Annotated in this window: 16 protein-coding genes; 9 read left to right on the forward strand and 7 right to left on the reverse strand. The window is 44.0% G+C overall.

The window, feature by feature from the left end:
• Positions 1-28 precede the first annotated feature (28 nt).
• From GZN30_RS19260 to GZN30_RS19270, 3 genes are all read right to left on the reverse strand, one after another.
• Entirely contained in the window at positions 29-700 is a 672-nt protein-coding gene (locus GZN30_RS19260; protein WP_075650944.1) for a LuxR C-terminal-related transcriptional regulator, read from the reverse strand.
• 413 nt (positions 701-1,113) lie between these two features.
• Positions 1,114-2,232 carry a glycine cleavage system aminomethyltransferase GcvT gene (gene gcvT / locus GZN30_RS19265; protein ID WP_075650942.1) on the reverse strand — a complete coding sequence of 373 codons (1,119 nt, stop codon included), beginning with the start codon at positions 2,230-2,232 and terminating at the stop codon, positions 1,114-1,116.
• 251 nt (positions 2,233-2,483) lie between these two features.
• Positions 2,484-3,107, reverse strand: coding sequence for a helix-turn-helix domain-containing protein (locus GZN30_RS19270; RefSeq protein WP_075650940.1), 624 nt, complete (start codon positions 3,105-3,107; stop codon positions 2,484-2,486).
• A 413-nt stretch (positions 3,108-3,520) separates the two neighbouring features.
• Between GZN30_RS19270 and GZN30_RS19275 the strand changes: the two genes are divergently transcribed.
• From GZN30_RS19275 to GZN30_RS19295, 5 genes are all read left to right on the forward strand, one after another.
• Positions 3,521-4,816, forward strand: coding sequence for a serine hydroxymethyltransferase (locus tag GZN30_RS19275; protein WP_075650938.1), 1,296 nt, complete (start codon positions 3,521-3,523; stop codon positions 4,814-4,816).
• Between the two features lie 22 nt (positions 4,817-4,838).
• On the forward strand, positions 4,839-5,219 hold the full coding sequence (gcvH, locus tag GZN30_RS19280) for a glycine cleavage system protein GcvH (protein ID WP_075650936.1): 381 nt from the start codon (positions 4,839-4,841) through the stop codon (positions 5,217-5,219).
• 388 nt (positions 5,220-5,607) lie between these two features.
• A complete protein-coding gene (gene gcvP / locus GZN30_RS19285) occupies positions 5,608-8,478 on the forward strand; it encodes an aminomethyl-transferring glycine dehydrogenase (RefSeq protein WP_075650932.1) in 2,871 nt (956 codons plus the stop codon).
• A gap of 847 nt (positions 8,479-9,325) precedes the next feature.
• On the forward strand, positions 9,326-10,123 hold the full coding sequence (locus tag GZN30_RS19290; protein ID WP_075650930.1) for a hypothetical protein: 798 nt from the start codon (positions 9,326-9,328) through the stop codon (positions 10,121-10,123).
• A gap of 515 nt (positions 10,124-10,638) precedes the next feature.
• The gene (locus GZN30_RS19295) at positions 10,639-10,959 is read left to right on the forward strand and encodes a hypothetical protein (RefSeq protein ID WP_075650928.1); all 321 of its coding nucleotides are present in this window, start codon (positions 10,639-10,641) and stop codon (positions 10,957-10,959) included.
• A gap of 95 nt (positions 10,960-11,054) precedes the next feature.
• Here the strand turns inward: GZN30_RS19295 and GZN30_RS19300 are convergent, their stop codons facing one another.
• Positions 11,055-11,285, reverse strand: coding sequence for a DUF3820 family protein (locus GZN30_RS19300; protein WP_075650926.1), 231 nt, complete (start codon positions 11,283-11,285; stop codon positions 11,055-11,057).
• A gap of 202 nt (positions 11,286-11,487) precedes the next feature.
• Here GZN30_RS19300 and GZN30_RS19305 point away from each other — a divergent pair, with 202 nt between their 5' ends.
• A complete protein-coding gene (locus GZN30_RS19305) occupies positions 11,488-13,275 on the forward strand; it encodes a choice-of-anchor I family protein (protein ID WP_075650924.1) in 1,788 nt (595 codons plus the stop codon).
• Between the two features lie 83 nt (positions 13,276-13,358).
• Here GZN30_RS19305 and GZN30_RS19310 read toward each other — a convergent pair whose 3' ends face one another.
• The 3 genes from GZN30_RS19310 to GZN30_RS19320 form a co-directional block, all read right to left on the reverse strand.
• Positions 13,359-13,703: a helix-turn-helix domain-containing protein gene (locus GZN30_RS19310; RefSeq protein WP_075650922.1), complete on the reverse strand. Its 345-nt coding sequence runs from the start codon at positions 13,701-13,703 to the stop codon at positions 13,359-13,361.
• A gap of 271 nt (positions 13,704-13,974) precedes the next feature.
• A complete protein-coding gene (locus GZN30_RS19315) occupies positions 13,975-15,141 on the reverse strand; it encodes a D-alanyl-D-alanine carboxypeptidase family protein (RefSeq protein WP_075650920.1) in 1,167 nt (388 codons plus the stop codon).
• A gap of 195 nt (positions 15,142-15,336) precedes the next feature.
• Positions 15,337-15,687: an NADH:ubiquinone oxidoreductase gene (locus GZN30_RS19320; RefSeq protein WP_075650918.1), complete on the reverse strand. Its 351-nt coding sequence runs from the start codon at positions 15,685-15,687 to the stop codon at positions 15,337-15,339.
• A gap of 735 nt (positions 15,688-16,422) precedes the next feature.
• Here GZN30_RS19320 and GZN30_RS19325 point away from each other — a divergent pair.
• The 3 genes from GZN30_RS19325 to GZN30_RS19335 all read left to right on the forward strand — a co-directional run bounded on the left by GZN30_RS19325 (position 16,423) and on the right by GZN30_RS19335 (position 17,824).
• Entirely contained in the window at positions 16,423-16,632 is a 210-nt protein-coding gene (locus tag GZN30_RS19325) for a cold-shock protein (protein ID WP_075650916.1), read from the forward strand.
• A 123-nt stretch (positions 16,633-16,755) separates the two neighbouring features.
• The gene (locus GZN30_RS19330) at positions 16,756-17,295 is read left to right on the forward strand and encodes a YaeQ family protein (RefSeq protein ID WP_075650914.1); all 540 of its coding nucleotides are present in this window, start codon (positions 16,756-16,758) and stop codon (positions 17,293-17,295) included.
• The gene (locus GZN30_RS19335) at positions 17,288-17,824 is read left to right on the forward strand and encodes a hypothetical protein (protein WP_075650912.1); all 537 of its coding nucleotides are present in this window, start codon (positions 17,288-17,290) and stop codon (positions 17,822-17,824) included. The genes GZN30_RS19330 and GZN30_RS19335 overlap by 8 nt, the downstream gene beginning before the upstream one ends.

A 17,824-nucleotide genomic window follows, 5' to 3' on the forward strand; every position in this document is an offset into this window, starting at 1 on the left:
CTTTCTCTTTAGCACCCGCAGATTGCGTTTAAACGCGCTCTTCTAACCCGATATTATTGTTTGCCCACAGTAGGGCTTGCAGACGGTTCTTGGCGTTAATCTTTTTAAAGATATTATGCAGGTGGGTTTTGACCGTATTTTCGCTCACGAATAGCTCGTCAGCGATCTGTAGGTTCGAAGCGCCATGACCTAGTAAACGCATGATCTCTTTCTCACGTTTAGTCAGGTTGGCGTACGCTTGTGAGGTCGTCACTGAATTGGCACAACGGAAGTGTTCGATGTAGTCTTGAGCGACGCGACGAGACAGCCACATCTCATCTTGCATGATTTTTTGCATGCCTTTAAGCAGTAAACTGATTTCATCATCGACATAAAAGACACCAACAAGATTACGCCACTTAAACAGTTGTGGAGAAGCGACGTCAGTCGGACAGTTAATCACTATCTCTTTTGCACTGATATTCGATGCCTGGCGGAGTTGGTTGTATTTTTCAAAGTTGGCATCATCAAAATAGTTGAAATCAATCAACACATAATCGCCCAACAGAGATTCATCTTCTTCAGCAACTCTTATTAAGTCATCTAACGAAGCCAAGTGAACATCAAGCTCAATTCCTCTTTCCAAAGAGTCCTTAAACAGTTTTGACTGCATGCTCACATCTGACAGCAGGGTGATCTTACAATTTTGTGCAGGGTCCATTCTAATTCTCCGACTTTGCTTGGGTGCTTATTTAAAACTATCGTTTAGTGCCAAATAGTCAACATTGACATAGATCACACTTCTTATGACCAAAGCATAATTTCCATTATAAACAATTAGATACAATCGGATTCTTAATTTTGAGAACCGGTTGGATTACTCATTCCGGGTCAAATTCCACCTTTTCAGATCCCTTGTTGATGTAACTGTCTAAATAGAAAGTCTTAATTATGAGTTATCTGTATCACATTTGAAGCGCACAATTTGGAACGAAATAAAGCCGATTCAGTGGCTTAGAAGTGGATTTGAGGTGCTTAGACACATAAAAAAGCCCCAAACCAAAGTATCAGTGAGGGGCTAAGGGTTAGCTAAATATGGGGTTGTCTATATCAACAAACTTGTTCGTCAGGCAATTAGCCGCGGTAGTAACGCTGTGGCACAAACGGCATTTTTTCTACTGTCATCGCCAGCATCTTGCCACGAACTTCGGCAAAAACTTGTGTGCCAATTGCGGCAAATTCGCTAGCCACATACCCCATTGAAACAGGTTTACCTGCATTTGGTCCGGCAGTACCACTGGTCACGACACCAATCTTATTACCGTCAGCATCAAACAGTTCCGCGCCTTCACGAACTGGCGCTTTGGTTTCGCCTACTAAGCCAATACGCTTACGAGAAACCTGCTTGGTTTCGATTTGTTCTAGGATAATCTCTGCACCAGGGAAGCCACCCTCGCGCTCACCACCCGCGCGGCGGATCTTTTGGATGCCCCAAAGCAGGCTGGCTTCAACTGGCGTGGTTGTTTCATCAAGATCGTGACCGTAAAGACATAGACCACACTCTAGACGCAGTGAGTCACGTGCCCCTAAGCCGATCCACTCCACTTCTTCCTCGGCAATTAACAGCTTAGCCAATTGCTCTGCTTGCTCGTTTGGCACTGAGATCTCATAGCCATCTTCACCGGTATAACCACTACGTGAAATAATGCACTCAACGCCAAGCAACTCTAGCTTCGCCACATCCATAAACACCATGCCTGCCACCGCAGGTTGGAAGCGCTTAAGTACCTCAACCGCTTTCGGACCTTGCAGAGCCAATAGCGCGCGATCATTAATCACCTCGAGTTCCACTCCTTGCGGAAGGTTCGCTTCAAGGTGAGCGATATCTTGCTTCTTACATGCCGCATTAACCACAACAAATAGGTGATCACCCAAATTCGCCACCATCAAGTCATCCATGATGCCGCCTTGCGGGTTAGTAAAAAACGCATAACGTTGATTGCCCGATGGCAGATCAACGATATCTACAGGTACAAGCGTTTCAAGAAATGCTGCCGCACCCTCACCTTTTAGTCGCAACTGCCCCATGTGCGAAACATCAAATAAACCGGCGTGTTCACGGGTATGTAAATGCTCTTTCTTAACACCAAGTTTGTACTGTACTGGCATATCATAGCCAGCAAACGGCACCATTTTAGCGCCCGCTTCAACGTGTAGTGCGTGCAGTGGTGTTATCAGTAGCGCTTCATTCATGTGATGTCTCCAAATATCCGTTTCGAGTTCTGCTTAAGAAAACTTGTTTCCGATAATAAACACGATAGCGCAATCTTTGCACGATTAAACTTTCATCACAGCATCAAAGTGTGACATTTAACATTTTTAGAACATGCAAAAAGCATAGAGGTTGACTGAATCGTAATTGCTGACAACAAAAAAAGAGCCGGCTTACGCCGACTCCATTCAAACTTAACCAAAACAATTTCCAATTGGAAACACTGAGCGTATTACTTAGCCGTCACCCACAAGATTAATGCATCTTCTTCACTGACCGAGACCAACATATGCCCCATGTTTGCATCGTAATACGCACTGTCGCCTTCGACCATTTCGACCGGCTCGTAGAACTCAGAAAAGAAGGTTACCGCACCTGACAAAATCAATAAAAACTCTTCGCCATCATGCCTGACCCAGTCGCTATATTCTTCAAAACTGCGCGCACGAACACGGCTTTTAAATGGCATCATTTTCTTATTAAGCAATTGAGTTGCCAGTAGTTCATGTTCATACGTTTGGGTAGGATGAGGTTTACCTTGCCCTGCTCGGGTTAGATCTCTGCGTCCAGCTGCTACTTTCTTCTCTGGTGGCTCAAACAACTGCGGCATATCGATTTGCAAACCGTGGGCAAGTTTCTGCATCGCTTGAAAAGTCGGAGATATTTGTTCGTTTTCAATCTTACTTAACGTTGAACGGGCCAAACCTGTCCGCTGACTCGCCTCTTCAAGCGTAATGCCTAAACGGCTGCGAATGTCTTTAATACGCTCACCTAATTTAAGTGGCGCAATAGATTGATCTTGGCTCTCTTTAGCTAAGGTCAATGATGGATATTCATCGTAGATCTCTTCTGACATGCATCCCCCATGCAGTTACAACTTCCTGTCTTTCATTTCATTGTGCAATAACCACTGCCAATAAAAAAGGATAAAAGTTGACCAATACGTGTTGCTGTTAACAAAATTAGAAACTATGTTTCCTATAGGAAATTTTTGGTTGATTGTTTTTGCGCCAACCGTTATGTTACCAACTTGTTAGTTAGCGAGATGCTTTTGCCATTGATGCTAGAGCCACATAGAGGGCGAGTGGAAATGGATTTACCCACTTTGGGATGAAATTGATCGTGCTGCCAAATTCGTTTGAGCAACAGTAAATCCAGACAACTTGAAGTAGACGCTAAAAAACCAGCGTGACTGCAAGTGAGAAAGGAATAAAGTCATTTACAGAAGCAAGGTATAACCTTGCCGACCATTAAGGAAGGTCACTGATTATGAACCATCGATATCAAAATCATCATCTAGAGAACTTCTTCTCCACTCAACTCTCCGCCACTGATGACGCTGTTTTTGCCGGCATCCAGGCAGAGTACACTCGCCAAAATGAACAAATCGAATTAATCGCTTCTGAAAACATCGTTTCAAAAGCGGTGATGCAGGCGCAAGGCACCTGCCTAACCAATAAATACGCCGAAGGTTATCCAGGTCGCCGTTATTACGGTGGCTGTGAACACGTGGATACTGTTGAGGCTATTGCAATTGAGCGTGCTAAAAAGCTTTTCAACTGCGAGTTCGCCAACGTGCAGCCTCACTCCGGCGCACAAGCAAACGGCGCAGTCAAACTGGCACTACTGCAACCGGGCGATACCATTTTAGGTATGTCATTGGATGCGGGCGGTCACCTTACCCACGGCGCAAAACCTGCTCTATCGGGTAAATGGTTTAACGCCGTTCAATACGGTGTAGACCGCGACACATTAGAAGTGGATTACGAAGCCGTTCGCCAACTCGCATTAGAACATAAACCTAAAATGATCATCGCGGGCGGCAGTGCGATTCCTCGTACTCTTGATTTCGCCAAGTTCCGCGCCATTGCCGATGAAGTAGATGCCCTATTGATGGTCGATATGGCGCACATCGCTGGGCTTATTGCCACTGGTGCGCACCCTAGCCCGCTGCCACACGCGCATGTAGTCACAACCACCACGCACAAAACCTTACGCGGTCCTCGCGGCGGTATGATCCTCACTAACGATGAAGCGATCATTAAAAAGATTAACTCTGCGGTTTTCCCTGGTCTGCAAGGCGGTCCACTGATGCACGTTATCGCTGCCAAAGCGGTCGCATTTGGTGAAGCGCTGGGACCTGAGTTTAATACTTATATCGATTCGGTGATCGGTAACGCAAAAGTTCTCGCTGAAGTATTGCAAACTCGCGGGTGCGACATTGTAACCGGCGGTACCGATACACACTTAATGCTGGTTGATTTAAGACCAAAAGGTCTTAAAGGCAATCAGGCAGAACACGCGTTAGAGCGTGCAGGTATCACATGTAATAAAAATGGCATCCCGTTCGACACAGAGAAGCCTATGATTACATCGGGGATCCGTTTAGGTACCCCAGCTGGTACAAGCCGCGGCTTTGGCGTAGAAGAATTTAGACTGATCGGTAATTGGATTGGCGATGTGCTAGACGGGTTAGTTGAGAACCCAGAAGGCAATGCAGAAGTGGAACAACGTGTCCGCAAGCAAGTTAAAGAGCTCTGCGCTCGCTACCCACTTTACCAATAAAATTAAATTTGGAGATTTAGCAATGGACAAAACCCTCAAGTTTACTGATAGCCACGAATGGGTACGTGACAATGGTGACGGTACCGTCACAATCGGTATTTCTGAACATGCACAAGAAATGTTAGGCGACGTTGTATTCGTTGACCTACCAGAAGTTGAAGATTCAATTGATGCAGGCGAAAGCTTCTCACTGGTTGAGTCTGTAAAAGCCGCTTCAGATATCTACGCACCAGTAACAGGTGAAATCGTAGAAATAAACGAAGAGTTGGAAGACAGTCCAGAGCTTATCAACGAAGAGCCTTATGAAGGTGGTTGGATCGCTAAAGTGAAACTTTCTGATCCAGCAGAGCTCGACGATCTAAAAGACGCCGACGAATATCTAAGCTCTATTGAAGAAGAGTAATTAAGGAAACAGCAAAAAGCTGCCCGTGAAAGTGGGCAGCTTTTTTTAAAGGTTTGTATATACCCAAGTAACCTCAAGCTGCTTGGTTCAGCGAGAATGCCTTGATTCGCAGACAAGGCAACGATTTGAAGATCTAGTGGTTCTAAATCAAAAATCGTTAACGATGTATGCGAACCAAGGCAACTCGCCCTTTGGGAGCGTGTCATAGCCTCAATTTCGGTGTAAAACAACTTGAAAATAACTCACTATTTCACTGTGTTGTTTTCCTTGAACTTGAACCAATGACAGCGCTCTGAATCCTGCATCTTGAAGTCACTTGGGTATAAGCCGTCGCGAGGGTCACTCAACTCTTTCGCAGAATATGGACCTTTCGAAAAGGTAAAGGACAATGACAACACTACTTCAAAGCCTCAGCACTCAACATGAATTTGTGGCTCGCCACAATGGACCAAATCAAGCCGACCAGCAAAGCATGCTGGCAGCGATCAATGTAAGCAGTTTGGACGAACTAATCGCCCAAACAGTCCCTGCACAAATTCGCCTTGAGCAACCACTTAAACTTGCCGAAGCGCAAAGTGAAGCCGATATGCTCACCGCGATGAAACAGTTCGCCGATCAAAACGAACTTAAGCGCACTTTCATCGGTCAAGGTTACTACAACACCTTTACGCCGAATGTTATTCTGCGCAACGTGATGGAAAACCCAGGTTGGTACACGGCTTATACGCCTTACCAACCAGAGATATCTCAAGGTCGTCTAGAAGCACTGCTGAACTTCCAACAGATGGTGATGGACCTCACCGGCATGGAGATCGCCAACGCTTCATTGCTTGATGAAGCCACCGCAGCCGCTGAAGCGATGACCTTATGTAAGCGTGCAGGTAAGAGTAAAAGCAACGTATTCTTCGTCGCTGCTGACGTGCACCCACAAACTATTGAAGTAGTGAAAACCCGTGCCAAATTTATCGGCTTTGAAGTTTTAGTTGATGAGCTAGATTCACTACCAACTCACGATGTGTTTGGCGCATTGGTACAATACCCGTCAACCACCGGTGAAGTACGTGACATCACCGACCTCATTGCCAACGCGCAAGCCAACAAAACCGTTGTGGCAGTTGCGACCGATCTTCTCGCCAGTGCACTCATCAAACCTGCAGGAGAAATGGGCGCAGATGTAGTGATTGGCTCAGCGCAACGCTTCGGTGTGCCTATGGGTTACGGCGGTCCGCACGCGGCCTTTATGGCAACCAAAGACAAGCACAAGCGTACTATGCCTGGTCGTGTCATTGGCGTTTCTATTGATGCCAACGGCAACCAAGCACTGCGCATGGCAATGCAAACTCGCGAACAACACATTCGCCGCGAGAAAGCGACCTCTAACATCTGTACTGCTCAAGCCCTGCTTGCCAATATGGCGTCATTTTTCGCCGTTTACCATGGCGCAGAAGGCTTGCGTACCATCGCGCGTCGCACGCACCACATGACTGCAATTCTAGCCGCAGGCTTAACCAAGGCTGGTTACGAGCTAGCGCACAACAGCTTCTTCGATACCATCACCGTTAACACGGCGAGTAACACCGAAGCGCTGTATCAAAAAGCACAATCTGCTGGTATCAACCTACGTTTGTTAAAAGCGAGCCAACAACTTGGCGTAAGCTTTGACGAAACCACTACCATCAGCGATGTGGCAGCCCTGTTTGCGATCTTCGATGTGCAAGAGAACGTTGCCAACCTATCAGCAGATATCGAGAACAACGAGTTCGCGGCGATTCCTGAATCTTGCCGTCGTACTTCAGATTACCTAACGCACCCTGTGTTTAACACGCACCACAGTGAAACTCAGATGATGCGTTACCTAAAACAGCTAGAGAATAAAGACTTCTCGCTGACTCACGGTATGATCCCACTCGGCAGCTGTACTATGAAGCTTAATGCCGCCGCTGAGATGATCCCGGTCACTTGGCCTGAATTTGGTGCACTACACCCATTTGCCCCTATCGAGCAAGCCGCTGGTTACAGTGCACTAGCGAAAGATCTTAAAGAGAAACTGTGTGAGATCACCGGTTATGACGATTTCTCACTACAACCTAACTCAGGTGCCTCTGGCGAATATGCTGGTCTTATTGCGATTCAGCGTTACCATGAAAGCCGTGGCGATGCGCACCGCAACGTATGTTTGATCCCAAGCTCTGCGCACGGTACTAACCCAGCAACCGCATCTATGGTTTCAATGAAAGTGGTGGTGGTTAAGTGTGACAACGACGGCAACATCGACCTTGTCGACCTCGCTGAGAAGATTGAAAAGCACCGTGAAAACCTTTCGAGCATTATGATCACTTACCCTTCAACGCACGGCGTGTACGAAGAGCAAGTGAAACAAGTGTGTGAGATGGTGCACGAGGCAGGCGGTCAGGTGTACCTAGATGGTGCGAACATGAACGCGCAAGTAGGTTTGACGACACCAGGGCTAATTGGCTCTGACGTTTCGCACCTTAACCTGCACAAAACCTTCTGTATTCCACACGGCGGTGGCGGCCCAGGTATGGGACCTATCGGTGTGAAATCGCACCTTGCGCCTTTCCTACCAGGTCACATTGAAAATGGCGTGGAAGGTGAAGACTTTGCTGTTTCAGCCGCGGATTTAGGCAGCGCCTCTATCCTACCTATCTCATGGGCATACATCGCGATGATGGGTGAAGTTGGCTTAACCGAAGCAACCAAAGTAGCGATTCTTAACGCTAACTATGTGATGGAGCGCCTGCGCCCACACTACCCTGTGCTATACCGTGGCACCAATGGTCGCATTGCACATGAGTGCATCATTGATATTCGCCCACTTAAAGAAGAGATTGGCATCAGCGAAGAAGACATTGCTAAGCGCCTAATGGACTACGGTTTCCACGCGCCAACCATGTCTTTCCCAGTCGCGGGGACACTAATGGTAGAGCCAACGGAATCGGAAGATTTGGAAGAGTTAGACCGTTTCTGTGAAGCAATGATTGCGATTCGCCACGAGATGGACAAAGTGAAAAACGGCGAATGGCCACTGGATAACAACCCGCTAGTAAAAGCGCCACACACTCAAGTTGACCTATCCGCCGATGAATGGACGCGTCCATACTCACGTGAAATTGGTTGCTTCCCTTCTAAAGCGACTAAGCAATGGAAATACTGGCCGACAGTTAACCGCGTAGATAACGTCTATGGGGACCGTAACTTGATCTGCTCATGCCCTAGTATCGATAACTATGAAGAGTGATTATTGATTTGATCACAGATAACCAAGTTGGAAACGAACTTGAATAACAAAAGGCGAGCCATTGGGTTCGCCTTTTTCACGTTACTAAAACTAGCAATCACTGTCACCAAATTACTAGCAGATAGAACCCCGCTACATCATTTCAATTTCATCTTGAGTAAACCAGCCAGATTCTAAACTCTTCCTCTTTACCGCCTCGGGATCTTTGGCATATGCAACGACAGCTAAACTCTTTTCTGCCCTACTACATATCACATAAAATAACCTTTTAGTTCTTGATAGAACAGTGTCTTTGGTGATGTTTCAATGCATTGATATCAAATTTCGTAGTCAATGTTTTAATTAAAAATAAGACATTTCTAAAGCAGGTTATATGTTTTGAAGTGACTTAACCACACTACCCAAGCCTTAAGGTTTAAGCGCCAAACACAATTTCAGTAAATCTCCTGATCTCTATGCTTTAAAAATTTGGAGAAATTCGTCAAATCTCAACGCAAAGAAAGCCAAAGAGTATTAAGAAAAACAATCATTTGAGAGAGGTTACCTTGCAATATTAATTGACATACCTTATTTGTCGTTAAGATAAATATTGCAAATGAAAATGAATTTTTAATTTGATAAAAAACAATCTATTAAATAATTGTTATCGGTAAAATTCGCCTCGTTTCATATCGAGGTAAAGATGACGGTTGCCGCGCATACCGTAGTAAGTGGGTAAGCTGATAATACAGCGTAGTAAAGCAAATTCTATTTACTCGCGTAGCCTAAGTGTAATGGCATTACTGGGACATACAAAAAACAAAGATAAGAACGCCGAAGCCGCTCAAAAACTAAAATGGATAAACAAATGACTACCGAATTGAATCACCTAAAACCAGAATACGCTGAGTTTCTACCAAAGCACAAAGAGCAGCCAGAATATGAAAAAATGACGGTTACTGCGACAGCCGTTACTTCTACAATGTGTAAAGTGGATGAAGAGATGCAGCGCCGCTATAGAGGAAAATTCCTTAGCTGGATGCCTTCGACAACGCTTAATAAAGTGGAAAAAATTCTGCGCACCCAAGTAAGCTACATTGATAGTAATGGTGAAACTCGCAACTTCTACTTCTACGACTATGAAGGTCTAGTAAATGTTGGCGACTCAGTAACTCTTTTGTTCGTCAAAACAAGCGCATGCCAAGTGCAACAGTTTATCGCATTGGGAAACAACACCACAGGTGAATCAGCGAGCTTCCTAAACAAAAATGCCATTCGCAAAATTGTCGAGCATGCAGAGCAAAAAACATGGAATATTGTTGTACGCCTGCAACAGCTTATCGTGATCGCTATTGCTGCTTGGGTAGGTTTAGACATCTACAATTACTACGCTACTACAGGGCACCACCGTCTATGGCATGCATACTACATGTATTTCTTACCACTTTTCTGTTTTTTCATGTGGGCTTGGAATTTTTACGGTCACCACCTATTGTTCCACCCTATCCGCGAATATAAGTCAATGGCAGTACGTCACGGAATGTTCAACATCGTTAAAATTGAAGTAGGTGGCAAAATTGCACTTCACCGCTTATCAAACCAGAGTAAGCACCACCACAAGCGTTTGATGTCAGGTGTTGTCGACCATGAACCTTGCGCGGATTAATAACAATCCGACAGGCACTAAAAAAGCAAGTCATAGACAACCTCAGCGCTATAGGTAATCAGGAATTTGCGATCCGCAGATAACATGAATATACCGGATTTAAACTACGGACATTCAAGTCGCTTTATGATAGCGCCCATTCAGACAATGCAGACCTGTCGCCTGAGGTTCAACTATTTGCAGCAAATATAGCTGGTAGCGCAGAGACGATAATGAAATAGAGTGTATTCAACGATATTGATCCTGTTTTTGTCTCTGCGACTCGAAAGGCAAGATGTCGTCCACAGAAAAACTAAAATTCAGGATTGAGTACCACAGTAGGTACGAAGAATACTGGATTGGCTACTTCTTCAATGACGATGCCTATATCTATCACCTAAAAAACAAGAGTTGAGATACAAATACATTTCTTAAAAATTATCTTGAAAGTGACTATCAAAATAACGTTAGAACCCCTTCTGTATTTTAAATGGGGCTCAGATGCATTCTAAACTAACAACATAGAGATTATAAAAATGGATTCAATTGTTAACTTTTTCAACGGCTTTATTACTTCATTTCAAGATATTCGTAGCCTTGCTGATTTAGTTATATGGTTACTCTTTGTTATTGCGACTGTACTATTTCCTTTAGTCTTTTTGCTGAAAATCGGCATTCTTGAGGTCAATTTTAAAAAGTTCCTAATTGCAGGTGTCACATTTGCCCTAATGGGATTTGCCTTAGGGTTAATCAGAGGTGGTAACGTAAATATGATAAACTCACTGTTAATCTTCGCAGTTATCTGGCTGTTGGGTATCCCATTTCGTGCTTACCGAAAAGATGAAGCAGAAGACTGAGACAACCACTAAAATATACCTAGAAGCCGCAGAGTCACCTTGCGGCCTTATCCTCTTTAATTGGTTTCGATTCAAGTATCGATACGCGACTGTAACTATGAATCCTCCAGATATTGGTACTTAAGAGGCTTAACTACACTATCCAAGCCTTCAATTTTAAGCGCCAAACATAATTTCAGTAAATCTCCCAACTCACCACTCGGCCAGCCCTTTTTGTCGAACCACAGCAAATACTCTTCCGGCAAGTCAATTAATGCACGCCCTGCATACTTACCAAAGGGCATTTGCATTCTCGCTAATTTAATCAAGTTTTCTTTTTCTAACATTCAAGCGACCCGACTTATTTATGTAATCAGAGAGTAACACTGTTCCATGGCTGTTATAAAGCTCGAGAGTTAACCAACAATACTTGCCTCCAAGCTCGCGCAATATAAGCTTCATAAATTAATCATATCCATTTGATAAATTTCTCAATGATTCATGCAGTTAACTAGGTTCACAAAGTATCGTGGTGAAAAAGGAGATTCAATGACCACCCCACTAAAAACAATCAGTGTTTTGACGTTATCAATATTGGCGGCTGCCTGTGCAAATACCAAAACCACTACTTCAAATGATTTGGCGATCCAATGTATCAATACCAAATCAACCAAGAGTGCGCAGGATACAGACCAGAAGGAAAACGAAGCAACCAATGGAAAAGTAAAAGGACTCACGTTTGTGGGTACATCGGCTTCCAATGCGCCGTTTGACTCGTCAGCAGCTGAAATTGTCAATTACGACAGCTGTACAGATAAGCTCTACGTGGTTAACGCCAACGCAAAGCGCGTGGACGTAATGAGTTTAGACTCAGAGAGCAAACCGACACGAACATCTTATATTGATCTATTCACTGCCGGTATCACTGCCGAAATCAATATTGGCGCTGCAAACAGCGTTGCAGTACATAATGGCTTGGTTGCCGTTGCAATTGAAAGTGAAAACAAACAAGAAGATGGCATCATCGCGCTATATCGTTCAGACGATCTGTCTCTAATTACTACCTATCCAGCGGGTGCACTTCCTGACATGGTGAGTTTTTCTAAAGATGGTCGCTATATTGCCGCTGCTAATGAAGGCGAGCCAAATGCTGATTACAGCGTCGACCCAGAGGGTTCGGTTACGCTAGTCGATTTAAAAAAAGGTCCTATGGATGCCAAAGTGAGCCAAGTTTCGTTTAGTGACTTAAAGTCGGTGGATGAAAACGTGCGCATCTCAGGTAAAAATGCATCAATTGCGCAAGACCTCGAGCCTGAATACCTAACGTTTGCGGGCAATGGCAAGCTATATGTTGCGCTACAAGAAAACAACGCATTTGCGATCATCGACCCTAAAAAAGCCAAACTTGAAAAAGTAGTCGGTCTTGGTTCTAAGTCTTGGTCAGAGTCGAAGCTTGATGCGTCAAATAAAGACGGCATTTTAGGCAATTTGCAGAGCTATCCGAATCTCGTTGGTTTGTACATGCCAGATAGTATCGACAGTTACTCAGTGAAAGGAAAAACCTATATCATCTCGGCAAATGAAGGAGATGGTCGAGAGTATGGCGTTGAAACGACGCAAAAAGTATGTGATGAATTAGGTTTCACATGGGATGGCGATGACTATAAACGCACACGCAACTATGCCAAGAAAGAAGATTTCTGTATCAGTCATATCGATGAAGTTCGTGGCAAAGACTTACAAGTGGCAGCAAACCATCCGCTATTTCTTGCCCTAAAAGATAATGACCAACTTGCTCGACTAAAAGTTGTTAAACCTAGCGGCATTTTATCAGCAGAAGATAATGTTGAAGCGTTTGGCTCGCGTTCATTTTCTATTTGGGATGACAAAGGCGAATTAGTATTTGATAGTGGTGACCAATTTGCCCGCGCAATTCGTACTCGCAACAAACAAAACTTCAATAGCTCTAACGACTCCAATGATAGTGCTGATGATCGCAGTGATGATAAAGGTGGGGAGCCAGAGGCGATTGAAGTGGCAACCATCAATGATCGTCACTATGCATTTATCGGTTTAGAACGCCAAGGAGGGATCTTAGTGTATGACATTACCGATCCAGAGAAAGCGCAAGTGATCAGTTTTACCAATCGCCGCGATTTTTCTCAGAGCGTTTGTACGCAAATGAAAGATGGTGAGTGCGCCAATGGTCGTTACAACCCTGCTGCAGGAGATCTAGGTCCAGAGTCCATTAACTACTTTAGTCGCAATGGCGACCATTTTATTGCCGTTGGTAACGAAGTCAGTGGCACCACCTCAGTATTCAAGATTCGACTCTAACAGAGCCCATCATCTCAGCGCTCATCCACTAGGACGAGCGCTTTATTACCGCCTATTTTAACCACTTGCCGATCAAACCCAGCTTAGTGAGTTACTCGATGTAGATACTCGACCACAACTTGATTACCGTCGATATAAGCTCGCTTAATTTCGCCATCCACCGTCATACGACTTTCTAAATACACTTCTTTAACATCAGGTTGTGAGCGAAGCGAAGGAATCACTCGGTCGGATTCCAAATTTAAAAGGTTACAAAAACGAGAAACAAACGCCATCGAAAGTGGACGCTCTCCTCTCAGAATGCAAGAAAACTCCAGTTGGCTAATACCCAATTTTTTTGCAAATTCCATTTGTGTTAAACGCATTTTAGACTTTTGAGACATCCATACTTGGTACAAAGCTTCGCTATCTTTTGCGGTAAATTCCATCATTCATTCCTATTTCTACACTGCTGCGCAATATGCTCTGGCAAATCATTGACTCGCTGCCAGCTTAAAATCTTTGCGCGAATTGTGGCGTAAAATAACGAGCCATTGTCAGTGAGACGTAAAGGAAAGTTTAGATTTACGGTAAGATTGCGAAGGATGTGGGTTTGCTTCAAGAAAGAGTGAAATTCAGTGATGAATCAGAGTTAGATGTCGTCAGATAGGTGCAGCGACTTACTGCACCTATGTTGTAAAAAGGGAAAGTGTGTGTTGCTTAGAACCAGCTAGCAACCAGCATTTTTAACCAATCCAAAATGCGTTTAAAGATACCACCTTCCTCTACTGCCTCTAGCGCGGTCAGTTCGGCTTTCGCCACCTCATCACCACCGACAGTATAAATCACCTCACCAATAACTTGCCCAGCAGCAATAGGAGCAACGAGATCGCCGTCATACACTAACTCGGCTTCCACATTTTTAACGTCAGCCTTTGGTAGAGTCAGGTAGATATTATCAGCCGTACCGACGTTAAGTGAGTCTTGCTCGCCCATCCAGACTCGCGGTTGATTGATCGACTTACCTGCTTCACTCGCTAACACCGTATCAAAAAAACGGAAACCGTAACTCAGTAACTGCTTACTCTCAGACTCTCGGCTTTTGGTACTACTTGAGCCCATTACAACCGATATTAAACGCATGTCACCACTGGTTGCTGACGTCGCCAAACTGTATCCCGCACCACTGGTGTAGCCGGTCTTCATACCATCAACATTTAAGCTTCTATCACGAAGCAGACCATTTCGGTTGTATTGAGTAATACCGTTATAAGCAAATGAGGTTTCACTGTATAGCGGATAAATGGTTGGCAAATCACGGATAATCGCTTGACTAAGCAGCGCAATATCGTATGGCGTTGAATAAAGCCCATCGCTGTCTAAGCCGTGTGGGTTAGTATAGGCGGTATTGTTTAGCCCAAGCTTTTTCGCCCAGCTATTCATCAACCCGACAAATGCCCCTTCACTGCCTGCGACATGCTCTGCTATCGCGACACTCGCATCATTACCTGACTGAACCACTAGCCCGCGATAAAGATCCATCAAAGAAACAGACGTCCCCACCTCAATAAACATTTTTGAAGAGTCTGGAAAGTTCTTAGCCCAAGCATTTTGGCTGATAGTGACTTGATCATCTAGCGTCACATTACCAGAATTGACCTCCTGTCCGGCAACATAAGCGGTCATAAGCTTAGTTAAGCTTGCTGGATTCAGCGGATCATGAGCATTCTTCTCTACTAATACTTGACCTGTATTGTAGTCCATTAAGATATAGCCTTTCGCACCAATTACAGGCGGGTCAGGAGTTATAGAAGGCGCAGCCAAGGTTGCAGAAGCACTAAATGCACTGATAACCAAAGCTGATTGTACTAGACGTTTTGTTTCCATGGCACTCTACCAATTAAAAGACTGATCTCAGTATATTGAAAGCGTAGGTTGTTTCAGCAAGTCTGTTACGCTTCGTTACGGTTATACAAGATTTGAGGCAAAGAAATGTGACATCTTGCAAAATGCCGTTCTAAAACATAAAAAAAGCCAACTAAAACAGCTGGCTCTTATTTCTGTAACGAATTAGTCAACCGACTATGCGAGTTGCTGCGGTACTTTGGTAATCGAATCGCGATAGCTAAACCACAAGTAAGTCACCACTAACGAGAAGAATAGATAAGAAAGCGCAAACACCAGCGGTGAGGTAATCAATGCTTGAGAAATGCCAAATGCTACGCCGAGTACTGTAACGGTCACTTTAGCCAGTAATCCACAAATTAATAAGAACATCGCTAAATGAGGAAAACGAGTGGTTCGAAAAGCAAACCAATAACAGCTGCCTACCGCCAAAGCCGCCACTGACAATCCGAGCATAAATGAGTGAAGATGATCAGCTGAAGCTGCGCCAACTGAGATTGATGCCATCAAAATTAGAACTAGTTTCATAAAGCTTGCCCTCTAAAGAGTGTTGGAAGCATCCTTTCAATAATGAAAACTCATTTTGCGGTCATTTTCTCATCAATTTTTAAAATTACAAGTGCTATTTCTATGCTCATATGTACAAAAAATGTCACTAGCGACCATTTTGTACATTTAATTAACATCAGGCTTGTGAAATGTCTTTTTTAATCTGTTAATTAGGTTTTAAAGAAAATAGTCTCCATGATAATTAACATTAAATTAACAGCAATCATTCTTGTGCCAAATAGAAAAAATGTGAACTTTAAACTCATTTGTCACTTAAACTGACAAAATACTCATTCACTCCCCCAACCAATGAAACAAGCTATCGATAAACAGAAACTTGCCTTCTCATCTGACCTGTTAATATTAATTTTGTATTGGTTATAGACATCACACTTTAAATCAAGCTCTGATATGCAGTTCTCATTCCAATAAACATAGAATTGTGACAACAGCGCGTGAGTCCGTATTAAATTCCAGTCAAATTTTCTCGAGGCGATATTTAGTTCAAATTATTGGTTTAAATTCACTTGAATTTTATTGACTTAGATTGGTTAAACCTTAGACTGTTTGTTAGCTAGAAAACGGTTCTTGTCTAGAACGCCGTTTCGTTGGAGCCCTTGTGTATCTGCCGTAACGTCGTGCGCAATAGCAATCTCCTTTTCCACGCTATCCGTGCCACTTTAGGCGAAACAGTGAAATACAAAGGAAAGACAGATGTCAGATACAGTGACTGGTACAGTAAAATGGTTCAACGAAACTAAAGGCTTTGGCTTCATCAAACAAGAAAACGGTCCAGACGTTTTTGCACACTTCAGCGCAATCACAGGTGACGGCTTCCGCACTCTAACTGAAGGTCAAGCTGTTGAATTCAGCATTACTCAAGGTCAAAAAGGTCCACAAGCTGAGAACATCAAAGTTCTTTAATTTGTCGACAAAATAGATTTTAATAGCCAGCTAATTTAGCTGGCTATTTTCATTTTTAGGTACAGATAAATGCGCCTTTCCGCCATAGCTAAATTGCTCTCCTAGATAACTTTGGATATAAACATGGCACTTAAACCAACAATATATAAATTCCGTATTGCTCTATCTGACACCAACCGCGACTATTATGATTCGCTTAATTGTACTATCGCCCTTCACCCGTCAGAAACTGTGCCTCGAATGATGGCTAGAGTGATGGCTTACTGCCTAAATGCCTCTCCAGAGCTTGTTTTTACCAAGGGATTATCAAACATTGAAGAACCCGATCTATGGCAAAAATCTTTAGATGGCACCATTGAACATTGGATTGAAGTTGGCGAACCTGCAGTAGATCGCGTTAAAAAAGCGACTCGATTAGCAAACAAAGTCGATATTTACACGTTCAATAGCAAGTCTGACGTATGGTGGAATCAATCAAAAAATAAACTGGCGGCGTTCAATGCCAACATCCACCAGTTTGATGTCGATTCCATTGAAGCGTTGGCAGCTAACGTACAGCGCGGTATGGAGCTGTCTGTGATGATCACCGGCAACAGCCTGTTTGTTGATGGCAACGACACTTCAACTGAAGTTGTCTGGGAAACGCTGCAAAGCCATGACTAATTTACAGCAAGCCATCTGTAACATCAAAGCCGACGAGTTAAATTGCGTCGACTTTGATTCTGTTCAGTGGCAAACCTTTGTGCAAAGTAATGCTGAGCTGTTTGCCAAAGTGCAGCAAACAAAACCGGATAGCTCAGTAAACCATCATTTATTAGGGCTACTCACGAAAAACCACATCGAAGTGTTAAGCCGAATTGAAGCTCACCAGCAGTCTGTTCAAGCAATGCAACAAGCACTCAGCCAAAAAGTGGGTGAGAAGCATGCTGCGAGTTTTCACTACCGTGACGGTGAACAACTGGTCTTCATCACACATCTATGGCTCTATCTGCAAGGTTACATGGCAATGGATTTCAGCCTAGCTAACGACCATGCCGAGCAAAGTGCTACAGCGCTGACTCGAGCGGTGGGAGGGGATGTACAGGAAATACGTAGTGACTTCATGTCCAGTTTTTATCAAGGGAAAGGTCACAGCAACAGCAACGAACCAACTAATCCTTTAATAAAGTGGATTCGTAGTCTATTTGAATAA

It is taken from the genome of Vibrio ponticus, assembly GCF_009938225.1.
Taxonomy (GTDB): Bacteria; Pseudomonadota; Gammaproteobacteria; order Enterobacterales; family Vibrionaceae; genus Vibrio; species Vibrio ponticus.